At 42.6% G+C, this 17,024-nt stretch carries 14 protein-coding genes; 4 read left to right on the forward strand and 10 right to left on the reverse strand.

From position 1 onward, the window contains the following. Nucleotides 1-80 precede the first annotated feature (80 nt). The 10 genes from ACGE0T_RS13755 to ACGE0T_RS13800 form a co-directional block, all read right to left on the reverse strand. Complete coding sequence (locus ACGE0T_RS13755; protein ID WP_459187196.1) at nt 81-980, reverse strand: Rpn family recombination-promoting nuclease/putative transposase; 900 nt, start codon at nt 978-980, stop codon at nt 81-83. An 862-nt stretch (nt 981-1,842) separates the two neighbouring features. Next, complete coding sequence (locus tag ACGE0T_RS13760; RefSeq protein ID WP_459190475.1) at nt 1,843-2,178, reverse strand: HU family DNA-binding protein; 336 nt, start codon at nt 2,176-2,178, stop codon at nt 1,843-1,845. 78 nt (nt 2,179-2,256) lie between these two features. Then, nucleotides 2,257-4,491 (reverse strand): hypothetical protein, encoded by a 2,235-nt coding sequence (locus ACGE0T_RS13765; RefSeq protein WP_459187197.1) that lies wholly within the window; start codon nt 4,489-4,491, stop codon nt 2,257-2,259. A gap of 15 nt (nt 4,492-4,506) precedes the next feature. Further along, complete coding sequence (locus ACGE0T_RS13770; protein WP_459187198.1) at nt 4,507-4,698, reverse strand: hypothetical protein; 192 nt, start codon at nt 4,696-4,698, stop codon at nt 4,507-4,509. Between the two features lie 53 nt (nt 4,699-4,751). Beyond that, the gene (locus tag ACGE0T_RS13775; RefSeq protein WP_459187199.1) at nt 4,752-7,601 is read right to left on the reverse strand and encodes a hypothetical protein; all 2,850 of its coding nucleotides are present in this window, start codon (nt 7,599-7,601) and stop codon (nt 4,752-4,754) included. A gap of 84 nt (nt 7,602-7,685) precedes the next feature. Continuing rightward, nucleotides 7,686-8,636 (reverse strand): FimB/Mfa2 family fimbrial subunit, encoded by a 951-nt coding sequence (locus tag ACGE0T_RS13780; RefSeq protein WP_459187200.1) that lies wholly within the window; start codon nt 8,634-8,636, stop codon nt 7,686-7,688. 74 nt (nt 8,637-8,710) lie between these two features. Beyond that, nucleotides 8,711-10,255: a DUF3868 domain-containing protein gene (locus tag ACGE0T_RS13785; RefSeq protein ID WP_459187201.1), complete on the reverse strand. Its 1,545-nt coding sequence runs from the start codon at nt 10,253-10,255 to the stop codon at nt 8,711-8,713. A gap of 17 nt (nt 10,256-10,272) precedes the next feature. Beyond that, nucleotides 10,273-10,812, reverse strand: coding sequence for a DUF3575 domain-containing protein (locus ACGE0T_RS13790; RefSeq protein ID WP_459187202.1), 540 nt, complete (start codon nt 10,810-10,812; stop codon nt 10,273-10,275). Nucleotides 10,813-11,389: 577 nt separating this feature from the next. Continuing rightward, on the reverse strand, nt 11,390-12,637 hold the full coding sequence (locus tag ACGE0T_RS13795) for a phage integrase SAM-like domain-containing protein (protein ID WP_459187203.1): 1,248 nt from the start codon (nt 12,635-12,637) through the stop codon (nt 11,390-11,392). Nucleotides 12,638-12,743: 106 nt separating this feature from the next. Beyond that, on the reverse strand, nt 12,744-13,538 hold the full coding sequence (locus ACGE0T_RS13800) for a M48 family metallopeptidase (RefSeq protein ID WP_459187204.1): 795 nt from the start codon (nt 13,536-13,538) through the stop codon (nt 12,744-12,746). 181 nt (nt 13,539-13,719) lie between these two features. Between ACGE0T_RS13800 and argR the strand changes: the two genes are divergently transcribed. Genes argR through argC form a run of 4 tightly spaced genes read left to right on the forward strand, consistent with a single transcriptional unit; the run spans nt 13,720 to nt 16,990 of the window. Then, a complete protein-coding gene (argR, locus tag ACGE0T_RS13805) occupies nt 13,720-14,163 on the forward strand; it encodes an arginine repressor (RefSeq protein WP_459187205.1) in 444 nt (147 codons plus the stop codon). A gap of 37 nt (nt 14,164-14,200) precedes the next feature. Beyond that, nucleotides 14,201-14,779, forward strand: a complete 579-nt coding sequence (locus ACGE0T_RS13810; protein WP_459187206.1) for a GNAT family N-acetyltransferase — start codon at nt 14,201-14,203, stop codon at nt 14,777-14,779. A gap of 46 nt (nt 14,780-14,825) precedes the next feature. Continuing rightward, complete coding sequence (locus tag ACGE0T_RS13815) at nt 14,826-16,025, forward strand: argininosuccinate synthase (protein WP_459187207.1); 1,200 nt, start codon at nt 14,826-14,828, stop codon at nt 16,023-16,025. Then, nucleotides 16,022-16,990 carry an N-acetyl-gamma-glutamyl-phosphate reductase gene (argC, locus tag ACGE0T_RS13820; RefSeq protein WP_459187208.1) on the forward strand — a complete coding sequence of 323 codons (969 nt, stop codon included), beginning with the start codon at nt 16,022-16,024 and terminating at the stop codon, nt 16,988-16,990. Before ACGE0T_RS13815 ends, argC begins: the two co-directional genes overlap by 4 nt. Nucleotides 16,991-17,024: the final 34 nt, after the last annotated feature.

Genomic DNA, 17,024 nt, shown 5'->3' on the forward strand with positions numbered 1-17,024 from the left:
CTTCAAATCTGAAAACACTTCCTTTTTATATATTCTTTCTTCCTATGGGTAAAATATTATCCGATAAAGAATCAGGATGATTATAACTGTTCAATCTCCTCTATGGTAAGTCCGGTAAATTCTACAATCTCAGAGATAGGCTTACCTGCCTGTTTCATTTTACGGGCAATTTGGTTTGTCATTTTTTCCATACCTTCGGCTAAGCCTTCTTCCTTCCCTTTCATTTCCCCGTCTTCAAATTTGGCATCCAGTGCAGCAAGCATATCACGTTCGGCAGCGAGGCTCAGTTCATATTCCAGCCGTTCGTTGGCAGACATGCGTTCGATGTCCACGATACTTTTCAGTTTCTTGAAAATCTGGTTGTTCAATTCTTCGGGTAAACGTTCCATAATGTCGATATTATTTAATACGTATAACCATTTGAGATAGATGGTGTCGCACATCGACAAAGGTAATACAAATTTCGGCATTTCAAGATATACCTCGTTCAGGGTTTCACTAAACGGTATCTTTAATTCCCGGTCCATACGTACAACATCCCAGCGGTATTTGTCGGGATGGGAAGGGTCCATGATGTAGTTCAGGATACATACGATATAGACTTTGTTAAAACTATAATTCCATCGTGCCCTCATTTCCCTGGACAGGCAGTCTGTCGTCCTTTCTTTTGCTACCGCCGTTTGTTGCTGGATGGCGAAAGAGGCATAATACAGGATACGGTCCGAAAAATACTTTTGCCGCGTCTTCTGCATTTCCACGATAAAGAACTCGCCCTTTTCATTTTCACAAAAGATATCGAAAACGGCTTTGGGCTGTTCATGCTTCAGTCCAAGCATTTCTACATTGCGGAAAGAGATGTCGATGATTACTTCGTCGTGAAGGACTCCGTTCAGGAAACTGATGATCAGGTCTTTGCTTACTTCGCTTCCGAAAATAGCCTTAAATCCCCAATCCGAGAAAGGATTTACAAATTTGCTCATAGTTATTTGTTTTAGTTGGTTGCCTGTCAATAGGCAGAAAACAAAGATACATTTTATTTTCAATGGGTACAGGTTTTATTTGATAGAAATTAAAGGAACTTTTTCATTATTTCAAAAAAGGGAAGTTAAGAATAAAACAGGCTGTATCTTTTTATCAAATTGTCAAAATGACAAAACACCCTATTCCTGAGTATCCTGTATGGGTAACGTCCGGGAGGCATTCCGAATACGCTGCTCTCGCGAGGTTCAGCTTTATCGTTTTGTTGACACAGATGGGTTTTAGGTAGCTAAAAGATAGGACGCGGAATTTATTTATTGGACGCGGATTAATACATATTATGTGTTTCTTAATCCGCGTTCATTCGCGTCATCCGCGTCCAATCATATTGTTATTATTTTGCGAAATAGCAATCTTTTTAATATCTGCGTCGAGTTCGGTTTTCTTACCATTCCAGCTTTGCATTTCTGCCCAATAACGTCTAAAAACAAAGCATATATGGTTTGAAATCAAAACATATATGTTTTAAAGTTAAAATACAGGTGTTTTTATCTGCGAAAACAGTTGTATTTTGGTGCGCGGATAGTTGAAATTAGTACCGGTACTAATTGAAATTACCCTCCGGGTAAATGAAAAAAGGTGCCGGATAGTATAAAAAAGCTCCTTTTTAGCGCTAAAAAGGGGCCGATTCTTCCTGAAATGCCTTTTATTTATATATGCAGAGTTAGCTAAAAAGACATTATTTAATAAATATATCATTCAACAAGGCTAAAAGATAACATTTTGCTAAGATACCAATATCCTGTAAAACAGAAAAAGGACTGCCTGAAGCAATCCTTTTTCCGTTCTTTTCATAAAGTAAGTTTATTCTTCCCCTGCTTTTGTATTAATCCGCTTCAGCAATTGTTTGCCGGGTTTAAATTTGACGCTATTGCGTGGAGGGATTGGGCAGGGAGTCCCCGTCCGGGGATTTCGTCCGGTCCGTGGCGTCTGTTCCCACAATTGAAAATTCCCAAACCCCTGTAGCAGGAGTCCTTCACCTTCAACAAGCTCTTCACTTAATACAGAAATGAAAGCATCGAGATGTATCTGGCACTGTCTTTGTGAAACAGACAATTTTTTAGAAAGTTTTTCCAATAAGTCACTCTTATTCATATCTATGTCCCCCTTATAAAAAATAAAAGCCGTGCCGGAATTTATTTCATTCCCTCATATGCTACAGGAAAATTCCGGCACGGCGTAATATAAAATCTATTAGAATAATGATAGCAAAATAGTTTATGGAACCGGAGCCGCCGGTACAGATGTTTCGACTGCTATCTCCAATTTATCTGTATTATTCAATTTATTGGTAAAAGCAACCTTACCATCCGTCTTTGCAGCGGAATCCATACCTGTTGCATCTTTTATTTTACAGGTTACTGTCGTTTGGATTTTTCCGCTGGATAATTCTATAACGTTAGGAGTTCCATCTATTTCCAGCCAGGTAGTCCCTCCGGTAATTGCAGCATCTACACCTTTCGGTGAAACCACTTTCAGCGTAAATGTGTTATCTGCAACACCTTCCATTGTTACTTTTTTATTTTCCAAATCAAATGTATTGTTTGCATTTCCACTATTTCCAAAGCTACTCGCAACAAGGGCATCAATCGTTCCTGCCTTTACCAATTTTACAGTAACAGTTGTTTTAGCACTTGAAAGGGCGGATGTAAAATCTACCGTCGTTGTTGTTCCATCCGATTGGGCAGCCTGCAAAGTCAAAGTATAATCAGCCTCTGCGGTTGCTGCTGATGCTTGGTCTAATTTCATCCAAGAGGCAGAAGCCTCCACAGCTGCGGAACTTCCGGATTCCGTATCTTTAAACGTTGGAGCAACCACATGCAATTTTACCGTCTGGTTTGCCACATTATACATTGTTACCGTATTTGTTTTAGCATCGAACGTACTGAAACCGGCATAATCTCCTGCCAAAGAAATAGTCGGTGCACCGGCTGGAACAACAACGATGTCTTTTGTCCTGCCTGTAATCTTGCTCTTAAAGCTGATTGTTGCGGGAAGAACTTTCGACATTTCTGACAATTTAGTATCATCCACTTTATAAGTATAGATAGAATCTACAGAAACAGCTTTGGTTGCACGGGTATCTTTTACCAACCATGCTTCCGAACCTTCTTTGAAAGTAACCGTTTCTTCCAATTCGCTGCTTGAAGACATTTCGAATGAGAATTTACTGCCGGCTTGAGCCAATATCAAGATATTACCGTCAGCTTGTACTTCTGCACCTGTTGTTCCGGCTGTAATCAACTCTACCGGATCTGCATTCAGTTCATTATCTTTATTCGGATCATATTTATCCATATCGCCTTCATCGCTCCACTCGTCTACTTTCAATTCAAAATCCAAATGGTAGATATCCGCTTTGGTAATGGCAATCGTATAACGATGGTTATGCGATACTTCGATATAGCTACCCACGCCATTTACTTCCTGCTTGAAAGGAACTTTGTAAGTAACATCCAGATTTTCCGTTTTATTGGCAGCATATTTACCTTTCAATACCAGATAACCATCATCCGCCAACGGGCTTGGCCATACATAGAAAGCGCCTTTGGTGGTTGCGTTGTCTTTTACTTGTGTGGCAGCATCAACCGTACATTCCGGGTAGGTTATCAGGTCGGTAGGAGCTGTACCCCATGCTTTAATAGGGAATAAGCCTGAACCTTTCCGTCCGTTTACCATAGAAACACTTTCGAGTGTAAATTTGGACTCGTCGGCATTGTTCACCACATCAAAACGGGCTACCATACGGTTCAGCTTAAAGCTCAACTGGGTACGTGCGGAAGAAGAGAAATCGGTCAAGTCCACCGGAGTTGTATAATAACCGACCATAGGAAGCGGCGTATTCAAGATATCGTCTTCGGTATTTCCTGCCGGGTCTATCAGGCTACTATGCAGTTTCAGGAAATCGGCTTCGGTTGGAACGCCTGCTGTTACTACATTTTCCAAAGCTCCGGGAGCTGTTTGGGTAATTGGTTGCCAGGTGGTGTATTCTGTTACGGCACCACCACCATCTGTTGTATACAGCTTGGTACGGTTCACCACGCAATAAAGTTTTACGTACAGGCCTTTCGATAGTTTCAACAAAGCGGTAGAGATGCTATTATCCGCATCAGACGTGGTCAGATTGAAACTATGTGCCCAATCGCCTGCCACTGTAGAGGCGTCGTCACGGTAATAATAAAGCTCTTGGAAGGTATAACCGGTCGCTTCACTCTCCGAACCGAAAACGTAAATATCCAATGAACGGATATAGTTTTCTTCTTCGGTGGCGATAGGGGCATCGGCCTTCGTCTTTACTGTACTCAGCTTATTCTTGAAGCTGAGCAGCACCTCACGACGGCTACCGTCATTCCCCGTACCGCCGGTCGATGGCGCCTCCACGAGGTTCTCGCTGGTACAAGCTGTTAATAAAAGACTTGCGGCGAGACATGATAGGGTTTGTTTTATATTCATATTTTTTTGTTTTTGTTATTGCCGGTTTGCCACCGGACGGGCCTTCATTTCTTTTGCCTTGATGCAAAAGAAACGAAGCAAAGAAAAAATCAAGGCTGCACCGGATGGGCTACTCCGGGTAAAGACTACGCTATCGCATCCGAACTCGCTGCGCTCAGACAGCGGATGCTCTTGCCGCTTCGTCTTCACCCTTCGCTTGACGCCCATCCGCTGAGGCCGTCCGCTATCCTAAACTGTCTGTTTTTAATCTATAGCCAAAATTATTTCTTCTTCAATACAATAGTCTTCACTACAGTACTAGATATAGCACTTGTTACCTTAATTGTTATATCAGCAGTGGCAGTAGAATCATCACAACCATCCTGAGTAAACCTAATAACTTCAGAACCTCCATCACCTATAGTTGCAGGGTTTGCAGTAGCTTTCAACCATGTATTATCTGCACCTTCATAAGCAATAGTACCACCTTTATATCCTGTAACTGTAATTACGATAGGAGTATACATAAGGCCTGCTCCACTAATTGATGCATAATCCACATTAATTTGATCTATATTAATATCATCAATTGTCGCAGCTGAATTACTTGTAGCTAAAGTAAATGCAGGCATTGGATCCAACCAAGTAATTGTCAATTTTGCCTGACGATTTTCATCTGAGCTATTTTTTGCAATTAATTCCGTTGTTGCACCAGCAGGAATTGAAGTTGCATCAGTTACCTTAACTTCATATTCATCACCGGATTTAGTAACAGTCAAACCTGCTACAGCATCAAACGCAGCAGCTTCTGCACAAGTCATTTTCACAAATACCTTGCTATCGTTTGCTTTGTACATATTTACAGTTGCAGTCTGAGCATCAGTTATTGTAACAGCGCTATTAAATGCACTACCTGTACCTGTAACTGCAGCTTCCAAGACAGGAAGACTTGCTGCCTTAGTCATTGTTACTTTAACCTTATCTGTTGCATCCAGTTTATTCGTAAATTCCAAATCGAAATTAGTATAATCAGTTACAGCAGAGTTCAAGGCTACAGTATATGATACTACACCAGCTGCTGTTTCTTTGTTGGTAATTGTCAACCATTTGTCAGTAGGAAGTGTAACCTCTGCACCTTCCGGAGCTGTCAGTTTCAGTGTATAATTATTAGAAGCCAATGCATCAATATCAGTCTTGACTGTATATGCAGCATCAGAACCTGTTATCGTAGCATAAGTAGAAACATCATCACCTAACGCAACGCCCAATTTAGCAGCTACAGCAGTAACAGTAATTACATTCTTTGCATTTGGTTCTTCATTGTTTTGGAATTTAATATCATAAGTATTACCATCTGTTAAAGCTGATTTTACTTTAATTTTAAAGGTTGTATAATAACCGTCTGTTACTCTGTCTGCTTCAAGTTCTTCAAATTCATCAGGAACAACAACTTTAGTACCCTCGATACACATCGCTTTTACGTAGATATAACCACCTACTACATTATACATATTGGCTGTTTTAGCAGTAAAATTAACAGTATTACCAGTGCTATTATCTATTGCTGCAGCCTCTAATGCCGGTGCAGCCTTCGGGCCGAAGAAGGTCAAAGTGGTCCATAAGTCAGGATCATAAGAAGCGGCTTCGTTGATGAATGTTACATCTACAGGTAGTTCTCCTGTTGCACCTTGTGCTTCCAGTTCAAATGTAGAGTACCATACGCCATCTTTTTCTTCATAAGTAGGAGCAGCAACTGTCAACCAATCCGGTGCAGCGGTCTTTGTTGTTGAAGAGATATTTTTTTCAGCACGTACTTTACCAGTTGCAGCAACTGTCATTTTAAATTTGCTGGCATCTTCCACTGTAAATTGAGTTTTAGAACCTACGATAGCAGTCGGAGCATTACCGTTAACAGCTTCAAATACAGTTGCAGCATCTTTGTCTGCATCGAATACCGGTGAATCATTGTCCGGTTTGATACTGATACCACCACCGGATGTCCAGTCTACCACTTCGAATGTTCCATAAATAGAAGCCTGGGAAACATCGCTGATATGCAGTTTATAACGGCTGTTTGCTTTAATTTCTATAGGTGTGGTAGCTCCACCATCAGCTGTTTTTGCAATAGGGACATTATAGGTCACCGGAACCTGCTGGTTTGTAGACGGGCTCTTATAAGTACCTGTTATTATCAATTCGCTGGCATCATCAGAAATACCCGGATAAACATAAATGGCACTTTCTGTAGTTCCTTTGTTTGCATTTGTTTTGTCATCATATTTAACAACAGGATAAGTCATCAAATCGGCATCAGGATCTCCAACTGCGGTAAGAGTTTCTCCCCAGATTGAAGCATTCTTGCGGGCTTTGGCAATCGTAATCGTTTTAATTGTCAAATTTGAAGTAGAGGTATTATTATCGATATCAAAACGAGCCATGGCACGACGCAAAGTGATATTCACTTTTGATACGCTTCCGCTAATCTTCGTTTTACCTTCCCCTTGCATTAAAAGCGGGGTTGCGATAATATCTGTAGCCGTAGCTGCATTCAAGGCTTTAGTATAAGCGGCTTTAAATGCTGTTTCTGTTGTTGCAGCAGCTGCATTCGTCATAGCGCCTGTTGTCTCATCTGTTGTTATAGCAACTAAAGGATCAATTTTATCTGTTCCGTTTGCTTTATAAAACTCTCCGTCTGTAGTGGCACTCGAACCATTATTGGCCACACACAACAATTTAATATAAGGAAGCCCTTTCAATTCATTCGGATAAATAGAGGCTTTCCAACCTGTACCGGATTCTTGTTTTGCAAAATTTGTCGGATTCGGGTCACCCTCAGTTAAAGGAGGTGCAAAAGCCGTCCCTTCTTCCCAAGTTTCCAAATAGTAGTAAGTGCCATTTGCTGCATCAGAAGCAAAAAGATATACTTTCAATTTGTCTATACTGCTTTCCGCTTCCGAGGCAATAGCAGCTTTCGTATATTCCTGGCTTTCGCCCGTGTTGTCAAATTGAAGCTGGATTTCACTAAGGCCGGCTGTCCCGTTCCCGGAGCCCTCCCGCGTGTAATCATCATTTGAACAACTTGCCCCCAAACCGGTTATGGCCAGAAGCATCATTAAATTTTTTACGTTCATTGTTGTAAATTTTAAGTGATACATGTTATTTGTTAAAAAATATCTTCTGTTACAAAGGGCTTTTATCCCTTCCTGTTATTTTTCTTACCCTATGATGCCACCTTCATCCCAATCGGCAGCTTTTGCTTGTGTCACTACGAAGCGGTCTTCATACACGGTAACCAGTATATCAAATTCCTGCTCCATATTGACATCCATGTCCATCGGCAATTTGGAGAAGTAGGTATTCAAATCCAAATCCCTGATGATCTGTACATCATCCCTCCAGAGGCTCCATAACTGGTGTGTCCCGCCGGTGTAACGGAAAGTAACGAACTCACCGTTTACCTCCCCGTCAAAATTCATCGCCGCCCTTGTCTCATGGTAGGTAATCGTCCCTCCGATACGGGGTATCGTATAGACTCCGTCACCTGCCGGAGTGGAGTTTTCCCATTGCCCGGTAAAACCATAGATTGCAGGAATCCCTTTCAGGCGCATCTTGTAAGTGCCTCCCTCGGGTGGAGCATCTGCCATCCACATCACCGTTACGGACAGTACCGCATGGGCATGCGAAAGGTAGACCCGCTGATGGAGCGTAACCCCATCCTCCACTTCAAAAGAAACAATCCCATAATAGAGCCGTCCCGTGTTTCCACGAAAACCCGGCGGAACGCCTTCCGTCACGGCTGTAAGCGACATCTCGCTCAAGGCAGACTCGCTGCCGGTATCTATCTCAACTGTACTTTTCGTTTCATCCCCGAGGTTTCCCCAAAGAACCATCGTGTAGCGTCCCGGCGGCAGATTGCCGCTCCATCCTTCCACACTATCTTTACGAAGCGTTTCGGTTGCCATCAATTTTCCTTTACTATCGAAAAGGAACTGCCTCAAGTTATCCACATAAACAGGCAATACATTTTCCATACTGCTCCCGGCATACCAGTACTCCAACCGTGTATTGTACGGGCAAACTCCCGGTTCATCTCCGAAAGAACAGGAGGAAAGAAAAACAGCAAGCAAGAAAACAAGCCAACGCACGCCCGTCTTCCCATCCAACATCGTATATGTTATTCTCCTCCCCACTTTATCACCCTTCGCTTACAATACAGCTTCCCCTTTTAAATTATCTACTGTTACTTCTCTCCCGTCAACTGCAAATTCTTCCTTGCTTTCTGAGGTTCCACCCCGACTGCCTTCCGGAACCATGCCGCCGCAGCTTTGGTGTCTCCTTCCATCAGACAGAGTACTCCCAGGTTATTCCAGGCACGCGGGTCCGAATCCACCTTTTTCAGGTAATCCGATGCCGATTGCAAATCGCCTGTCAACATCACTGCGGAGGCGGCATTTACATTTGCCACCACATCATCCGGGAAATGGAATGCCGCAATTTCGTATATCTCCCGGTACTGGTCGGTTCCGGGGCGGTAATAGCGCGCCACTCCATACATTTCTTCCAAGCTGAGCAATTCAGGATGGGTATAAATCAAATTAACTGCCTCATTGTTGGCTATCTTGCGGACATTATAACGGACAATCACCTCTATACGTCTCAATTTCGGAAAGAAACGGTTCATCATATCCCGGTAAGGAACGCCACCTTGCAGTTCCATCAATTGTCTTTCCCGGCCTTCAAATATTCCATAACGGCGTATGATATCCAACGCGGCTTCCCGATAAGAAGGATTCCCTTCCCGCAACAGGTTGATGAAGCCTTCCCAATCTTCGGCAACCGACGACTGGTCTATCAGTCCTGCCGGAATATGGTAAGTGTTCCGTATGTAACTTGAAAAATGGTAAGAACGGGATTTCGCTAACCGCTCATTGTCCCCGTAAGGGCCGTCGGGTGAGGAATAACCCCGGATTTGTATCCGCTCCATCGTGGAAAAATTATTCTCCAACAGCGGGGTCAGGATATTGTCTATCTTCTCGAGTTCCTGCCCGTTATTCTTGTAATCCGGATAAATCTCATCCCTGTTTATCGGATAGTCGATGTAAAGAACCGCATTCTCGCTACGATGCTTTCCGCCTTGTTCCGCATCCGGTACAAGGAATGAGACCATCGATATATACAGGTTCAAATCCGAACTGCTCCATACAACTTTAGGAAGGGTGATGACAGGATGCATCCGCTTCACTTCTTCCTGTGTATAGATTATTGTGTTGGGGGTAGATTCGGGTACATTCGTTATGGCAAGGCTACGCTGCAAGGTATCCACAGCAAGTACTTCCGCATCACAACATTCCTTGCTTTCCTGCTTTAACAACAGCACTGCCTGACGCATCCATGCCTGATAAGGGACTGCCACCAGATAACGGATATTCTTGGATGGCCTCGAGCGGTTATCCCGAATCAGGAGATACGGAATGATCGATTTCTCCGGTGACAGGAAATATTCCCTTCTGTCCTGGCGGGCACGCCGGTTTCCACTGATAACTATCGGAGGTAACGGAAGCGACTGCCTTTTCAGCCCTTCCAGAATAGGAGTAAAAATAACAGCCGTTCCCCCACCTACACGTACTTCATTCAGGTCCATTTCTATATCCAGATGCAGGCTGTCGTTTCTCACAAATAACTGTTTGGGAACGATACGGATACCTTCCGCCAAACCATCCTCCGGCAACAGGCAGCATACAACTGCAAGAAATACGTATATAATGTGTATAATTTGTTCTTTCATACTGAATGAGTGTAATTTTATCGTAGAAAATACATAACGGAAACGCCGACACGTGTCGGGCCTATGTAGCTGCGGGTATAGCTGCCTACCGATTCGGCACATTCCACACACCGGTATTTCGTATAATCCATATAAGCATAGCCTGCACCGATAGTTGCTTCTATCCCCCAGCGTTTGCCGATAGACCAATGGTATCCATAACTGATGCCTCCGCCATACAAGTCCCCCCGGAGCACATGGTTCTCCAAAGAAGGAATAAACGGTATCTGTCCGATATTGAAATGACCGTAATGCCCATGAATGCCTACAAAATGCCCTTCGAACTTCCGGCAAAACCAATAGCGGACTTCCGGTTGCACGAGATAAAGGTTCAATTTCATGTCATTTGAAAATTTCCAGGCGTTGTAAGCGCCCCAGATATCGATTGTAATCTGCCGGGTAATCCCCACTTCAACCCCTGCATTCGGAGAGGTGGTTCCCCAAAACAGGACATTCGTTTTAAGCGTTGTCTGTTGGCTATATGCACTGAAAATGGTAAGATTTATCAGTAATAGCATTAGTATGTGAAATCTCCTATACATTATCCTTTTGTTATCCTTTTGCCCCGTTCCGTCTCTTGGTAAGAGACGGAACGGGTATCCGGATTCCTCATTTATGTGCCTTCTAATAAGTCACATATAAAAAATAAATAACCCGAAGAAAGAAAACCGGATAAACAAACCGGAAAACAATGGCTCCTATCCGAAAGGAAGAATAAAAAGTTTTTCCATTTCGTAACTATCAAAAAAACAACTAATCACGTTGTCCTTATTCTCATATTTCGAATCATGTTCACAGAGTAAAAATGGAGTATTTTTCAAAAAACAGTCAGGAAACATTTAATATTCAGTAGATTATTCTAAACAAAAGAGGTGATAAAAAAGAAATAAAAAGGACATAAGGAAAAAATCGAAGTAAGTGGTTTTTCCTTAAAAGGTGTATCAATATTCATTATTCCTTGAATATTAAGGGACTTGCATATCCAAAAAGATGGTTTTTCTATTGCTGTTTTAAAAAATGTTGTTACATTTGCAATGTTTTAACAACCTGGAATCCCATCTGTTCCGTCTCTTACCAAGAGACAGAATCATTACTTTACGGAACACTTCTACCTCTTCCATACTTTTTTGAATAATTACTTTTTCCCAATATAACGATCTCATTTGCATCGTCTAAACGTGTTGTATCAAGTAATTTAATATAGATCCGCGTTGTTTTTAAAGAAGTATGTCCCATGCTCTCTGATATCAGTTCATCGGATATTCCCTTTTGTTTGGCAACACTTGCCCAGGTATGGCGCGCCACATAGGTTGAAATAGTTACTCCGAGCAATTTACCCAGTTTTCTCAACCGTTTATTCTGCAAACGAATCGCACTTTCATATTCATGGAAATTCGGGGTTTTCCCTTTCAATATGGGAAAAAGAAAATCACTTTCCGGATTACGATACCGGTTAATTAGTTTTTTCATAACCGGAAGCAAACGGACAGAAAGCTCCTGTCCTGTTTTATGACGCTTATATACGATTTTATCATTCCGGATATTCCCATATCTCAGAAATGCTAAATCTACAAAGGTCATTCCGCGGGCGTAGTAACAGAACAAGAACAAATCGCGAGCCAGGATAAGCCCTTCTTCTTTTCCCAGGGAAAGAGTTTCCAACTTACGGATTATGTTTTCCTGCACAGCCCGTTTCTTCGTTTTCTCCACCCGGAGATACACATTTTTAAATAAGGATGGATTCGATTTCACCAATCCGTCTTTTATGGCACGGTTCCAGATCGCCCGAAGATTTCGTAAATAGAAGGATACGGTATTTCCTGAAAGTTCCCGGTTAAACAGATATATTTCAAAGGATTTTAAAACAGCCTCATTCAAATTCTTTAAAGGCAACTCTTTTTTCTCCCTGAATCGCATAAAAGCATTCAAGGTACTTTGATAATGACGTGCCGTTTCAACTTTTCCCCTTTTCCGTGTCTCTTCCACCATTTTTTCTACATAGGCCGACAAAGACCAGGCACGAAAATATCCGGCACAAGAAGCAGCTATGCTTTCTATATCTAATATTCCTTTTTCATCCAGCCTCTCTTTCTCTCTATGCAAGAACAGACACATACTATCCAGTTGCTCCTGCAATATGGATAATTCTTCCTTACGTTGTAAAGTGACATTTTCAGGCACACTAACCCTACTCTTCTCTTCGTCCCATTCCTTTGCAGACAGTTTCTGCAACAGAGAAACCTTTCGTACTTTTCTCTTATAAATAATCTGTACATAAAGCGGCATACGCCGGTCTTCATATACAGATTTCCTTCTCTTGACTTTCACTGATACATAACTCATTTTTCACTCTATTTTATCTCCATATAACAAAAATAGAGCGATAAAGATTATACCTCCCACACCTCTTGCCGGAAGTACAGCCAAATATCCATAATATTACTGAAAACTATTTATTTTCATACTTTTTCACCTCTGGCAAATACTTTTCTATATCACTTATGCGGGTTGCATCACTGGGATGAGTACTCATAAATTCGGGAGTGGAACCGTTCTTGCCGGCAGACATTTTTTTCCAGAAATTAACTGCCACATCCGGATTATACCCTGCCATCGTCATGAAAACAAGCCCCATATAGTCCGCCTCGGATTCATGCTTACGGGAGAAAGGCAACATTACGCCGTATTGAGCTCCTAACCCGTACACAGTAGAACCAACCTGTTGTACAACTGCCGATTTATTGCTCAGCGCCTGTCCCAAAATGGCAGCACCGTATTGCGCCATCAATTGCTGGCTCATACGTTCGTTGCTATGCTTAGCCACCGCATGCGCCACTTCATGCCCGATCACCACGGCAAGTTCATCATCCGATGCGACCAGAGGCAATAATCCTTCATATACTACAATTTTTCCGCCCGGCATGCAAAAAGCATTCACCTGCGGGTCTTTTATCAGATTAAATTCCCAGGCAAACTCTTTGATCTCATCTTCCATACCGTTTGCTTTCAGATAAGCTTCGGTTGCAGCCGCTATCTTTTTACCGACTCTCGTCACCATCTCAGTCTTCGCCTTATCAGTCGATTTGGTTGCCGACTTGATATAATCATTATACTGCGTCAGGCTCGAAGAGAGAACCTCCTGGTCGGATACCAACAACACCTGTTTTCTGCCCGTCAAGGGAACACTTGCACAACTACTTAATACTAAAAGTATTACAAAATATAAACCTATAATCTTTTTCATTCGTTTAATGCTATTATTTTGATTCTGTAAAAATATTATACTTTCATTAATATAACAACCCTTGCCCCCTTTTTGCTCAATCTGTATAAAAGATGCAGAATTATACAAAAAAGAAGGCTTATATGTATATTTATTCAATAACATCCGCTATATTTGCAGTCGTTTTGCATAAATATACAGGATGAGTACAAAAAAAGAACGATTAAATGCGATCTGCCGCATCATACAGACAGAAACGATAAGTAACCAGGAAGAGCTCCTTAAACAATTGGAGCTAAAGGGTTTCCAGGTTACCCAAGCGACATTGTCACGCGACATAAAGCAGTTGAAAGTTGTCAAAGTACACGATGGAAACGGGAATTACAAATACCATCTTCCCGACTACACATCACTTATGCAACCGGGGAAAGAGCAGACGGCACACCATCCCAACATTGAATTTTCGGGAAATCTCGCCGTTGTAAAAACGCGTCCCGGATATGCAATGGGGATTGCTTCGGATATCGATGCACACGCCCCGAACGAAATAATAGGTACGATTGCCGGCGACGACACCATCCTGATTATTCCGAGGGAGGGAATCAGCCGCGACAAAGTTGTCAGGGCATTAGCGAATTTCATCTAAATAACATAACAGGCAGATAAAAAGAACAAATATAAAAATGGCACAAGAAATTGAAATTGACGTAATGGTTGCCGACGCTTCACACGAAGCCTATGTCGACACAATCCTCGAAACTATCGAAGCCGCAGCCAAAGTCCGCGGAACAGGTATTGCTAAACGTACCCACGAATATGTAGCACAGAAAATGAAAGAAGGCAAAGCGATTATCGCTCTCGCCGGAGAAGAGTTTGCCGGTTTCAGCTACATCGAATCCTGGGGGAACAAACAATATGTAGCCACATCCGGTTTAATAGTAGTAGAGAAATTCCGTGGTTTAGGCCTTGCCAAACGTATCAAAGAAGCGTCTTTCGCACTGGCTCGTTTACGATGGCCGAAAGCTAAAATATTCAGTCTGACATCGGGTGCCGCCGTAATGAAAATGAATACGGAACTGGGATATGTACCCGTTACATTCAATGAACTGACCGACGATGATGCTTTCTGGCATGGCTGCGAAGGTTGTATCAACCATAGCATCCTGTTAGCCAAAGAACGTAAATTCTGTATTTGCACAGCTATGTTGTATGACCCGGCAGACCCGCGCAACATCAAACGCGAATCGGAAAAGCATTCATAAATAAGAAGAAAATAAAAAGTCTATAATATATAAAACGAGAACAAAGATGAAAAAGAAAGTAGTAGTTGCATTCAGCGGAGGTTTGGATACCTCATTCACCGTTATGTATCTGGCTAAGGAAAAAGGATACGAAGTGTATGCAGCTTGTGCCAACACAGGCGGTTTCAGCGAAGAACAGTTGAAAAAGAATGAAGAAAATGCATACAAACTGGGTGCTGCCAAATATGTGACTATCGACGTAACGAAAGAATATTATGACAAGAGCCTGAAATATATGGTATTCGGTAACGTATTGCGTAACGGGACCTATCCTATCTCTGTTAGCTCGGAACGTATCTTCCAGGCATTGGCTATCGCCCGCTATGCCAACGAAATCGGAGCGGATGCCATTGCTCACGGTTCGACCGGCGCCGGCAACGACCAGATTCGTTTTGATATGACATTCCTCGTCTTGGCTCCGAATGTGGAAATTATCACATTGACCCGCGATATGGCTTTAAGCCGTGAATATGAAATCAATTACCTGAAAGAACATGGTTTCGAAGCTGATTTCACCAAACTGAAATATTCTTACAATGTGGGCTTATGGGGAACTTCTATCTGCGGAGGCGAAATCCTCGACTCTGCACAAGGATTGCCGGAAAGCGCTTACCTGAAACAAGTGGAAAAAGAAGGCAGTGAAGAATTGCGCCTTGAATTTAAGAATGGTGAAATCCATGCTGTAAACGGAGAAGTATTCGAAGACAAAATCAAAGCCATCCAGAAAATAGAAGAGATAGGTGCGGCTTACGGTATCGGACGCGATATGCACGTAGGAGATACAATTATCGGTATCAAAGGACGCGTTGGTTTCGAAGCAGCCGCCCCCATGCTGATTATCGGCGCACACCGTTTCCTTGAGAAATATACATTGAGCAAATGGCAGCAATATTGGAAAGACCAGGTAGCCAACTGGTACGGAATGTTCCTACACGAAAGCCAGTATCTGGAACCGGTAATGCGCGACATCGAAGCCATGTTGCAGGAATCTCAGCGTAACGTAAACGGTACGGTTATCCTTGAACTCCGTCCGTTGTCATTTTCTACTGTCGGCGTAGATTCGAAAGACGATTTGGTTAAGACTAAATTCGGCGAATACGGCGAAATGCAGAAAGGATGGACAGCCGACGACGCAAAAGGATTTATCAAAGTGCTTTCTACGCCGTTGCGTGTTTATTATACTAACCATAAGGACGAAGAAATATGATTAAAATAGGGATTATTGGTGGTGCTGGTTATACGGCAGGCGAACTTATCCGCCTGCTGCTTAATCACCCGGACGCAGAAATAGTATTTATCAACAGTACCAGCAATGCAGGTAATCTGATAACCGATGTACACGGAGGACTGTATGGGGAAACCGATTTACGTTTCACCAACCAACTTCCGTTGGACAGCATCGATTTACTTTTCTTCTGTACAGCCCATGGCGATACCAAAAAGTTTATGGAAAGCCACGAAGTACCGGAAAATGTAAAGATTATCGACCTCAGCATGGACTACCGTATCGAAAGCCCGGAACACGACTTCGTTTACGGTCTGCCCGAACTGAACCGCCGCCGTATCTGCAATTCTATGCATATTGCCAACCCGGGATGTTTTGCCACCTGTATCCAGTTAGGTATTCTGCCGCTTGCCAAACATCTGATGCTGAATTCGGAACTGCATGTAAATGCGATCACCGGTTCAACCGGAGCAGGAGTAAAACCCTCCTCTACTTCGCATTTTAGCTGGCGCAACGACAATATATCCATTTACAAGCCTTTTACCCACCAGCATCTGGCAGAGATAGGTCAGAGCCTGCGTCAATTGCAGAACAGCTTTAGCAGTTCCATCAATTTCATTCCGGTACGCGGAAACTTCTCACGGGGTATTTTCGCGACCACTTATCTGGATTGCAAAATTGAATTGCCGGAAATCAAACGTATCTACGAAGAATACTATGACGACCATTCATTTACCTTTATCACAGATAAGAATCCGGACCTGAAGCAGGTGGTAAATACGAACAAATGTCTTATCTATCTGCAAAAGCATGAAGACAAACTGCTGATTATTTCCATGATAGATAACCTGCTGAAAGGTGCAAGCGGACAGGCTGTTCACAATATGAACCTGCTGTTCGGACTGGAAGAGACAGTCGGGCTGCATTTGAAACCGTCAGCGTTTTAACAGTTGACAGTTGACAAGTGACAGTTGACAATTA

It is taken from the genome of Parabacteroides sp. APC149_11_2_Y6 (genome assembly GCF_054506995.1).

Excerpts from the sequence above, each read along its gene's own strand:
- ACGE0T_RS13815 (WP_459187207.1), top strand. The coding sequence starts at position 14,826 with ATGAAAAAGAAAGTAGTAGTTGCATTCAGCGGAGGTTTGGATACCTCA.
- ACGE0T_RS13775 (WP_459187199.1), bottom strand. The coding sequence starts at position 7,601 with ATGAACGTAAAAAATTTAATGATGCTTCTGGCCATAACCGGTTTGGGG.
- ACGE0T_RS13780 (WP_459187200.1), bottom strand. The coding sequence starts at position 8,636 with ATGTTGGATGGGAAGACGGGCGTGCGTTGGCTTGTTTTCTTGCTTGCT.
- ACGE0T_RS13765 (WP_459187197.1), bottom strand. The coding sequence starts at position 4,491 with ATGAATATAAAACAAACCCTATCATGTCTCGCCGCAAGTCTTTTATTA.
- argR (WP_459187205.1), top strand. The coding sequence starts at position 13,720 with ATGAGTACAAAAAAAGAACGATTAAATGCGATCTGCCGCATCATACAG.
- ACGE0T_RS13755 (WP_459187196.1), bottom strand. The coding sequence starts at position 980 with ATGAGCAAATTTGTAAATCCTTTCTCGGATTGGGGATTTAAGGCTATT.
- ACGE0T_RS13810 (WP_459187206.1), top strand. The coding sequence starts at position 14,201 with ATGGCACAAGAAATTGAAATTGACGTAATGGTTGCCGACGCTTCACAC.
- ACGE0T_RS13795 (WP_459187203.1), bottom strand. The coding sequence starts at position 12,637 with ATGAGTTATGTATCAGTGAAAGTCAAGAGAAGGAAATCTGTATATGAA.
- ACGE0T_RS13790 (WP_459187202.1), bottom strand. The coding sequence starts at position 10,812 with ATGCTATTACTGATAAATCTTACCATTTTCAGTGCATATAGCCAACAG.
- ACGE0T_RS13785 (WP_459187201.1), bottom strand. The coding sequence starts at position 10,255 with ATGAAAGAACAAATTATACACATTATATACGTATTTCTTGCAGTTGTA.
- ACGE0T_RS13770 (WP_459187198.1), bottom strand. The coding sequence starts at position 4,698 with ATGGGCGTCAAGCGAAGGGTGAAGACGAAGCGGCAAGAGCATCCGCTG.
- argC (WP_459187208.1), top strand. The coding sequence starts at position 16,022 with ATGATTAAAATAGGGATTATTGGTGGTGCTGGTTATACGGCAGGCGAA.
- ACGE0T_RS13800 (WP_459187204.1), bottom strand. The coding sequence starts at position 13,538 with ATGAAAAAGATTATAGGTTTATATTTTGTAATACTTTTAGTATTAAGT.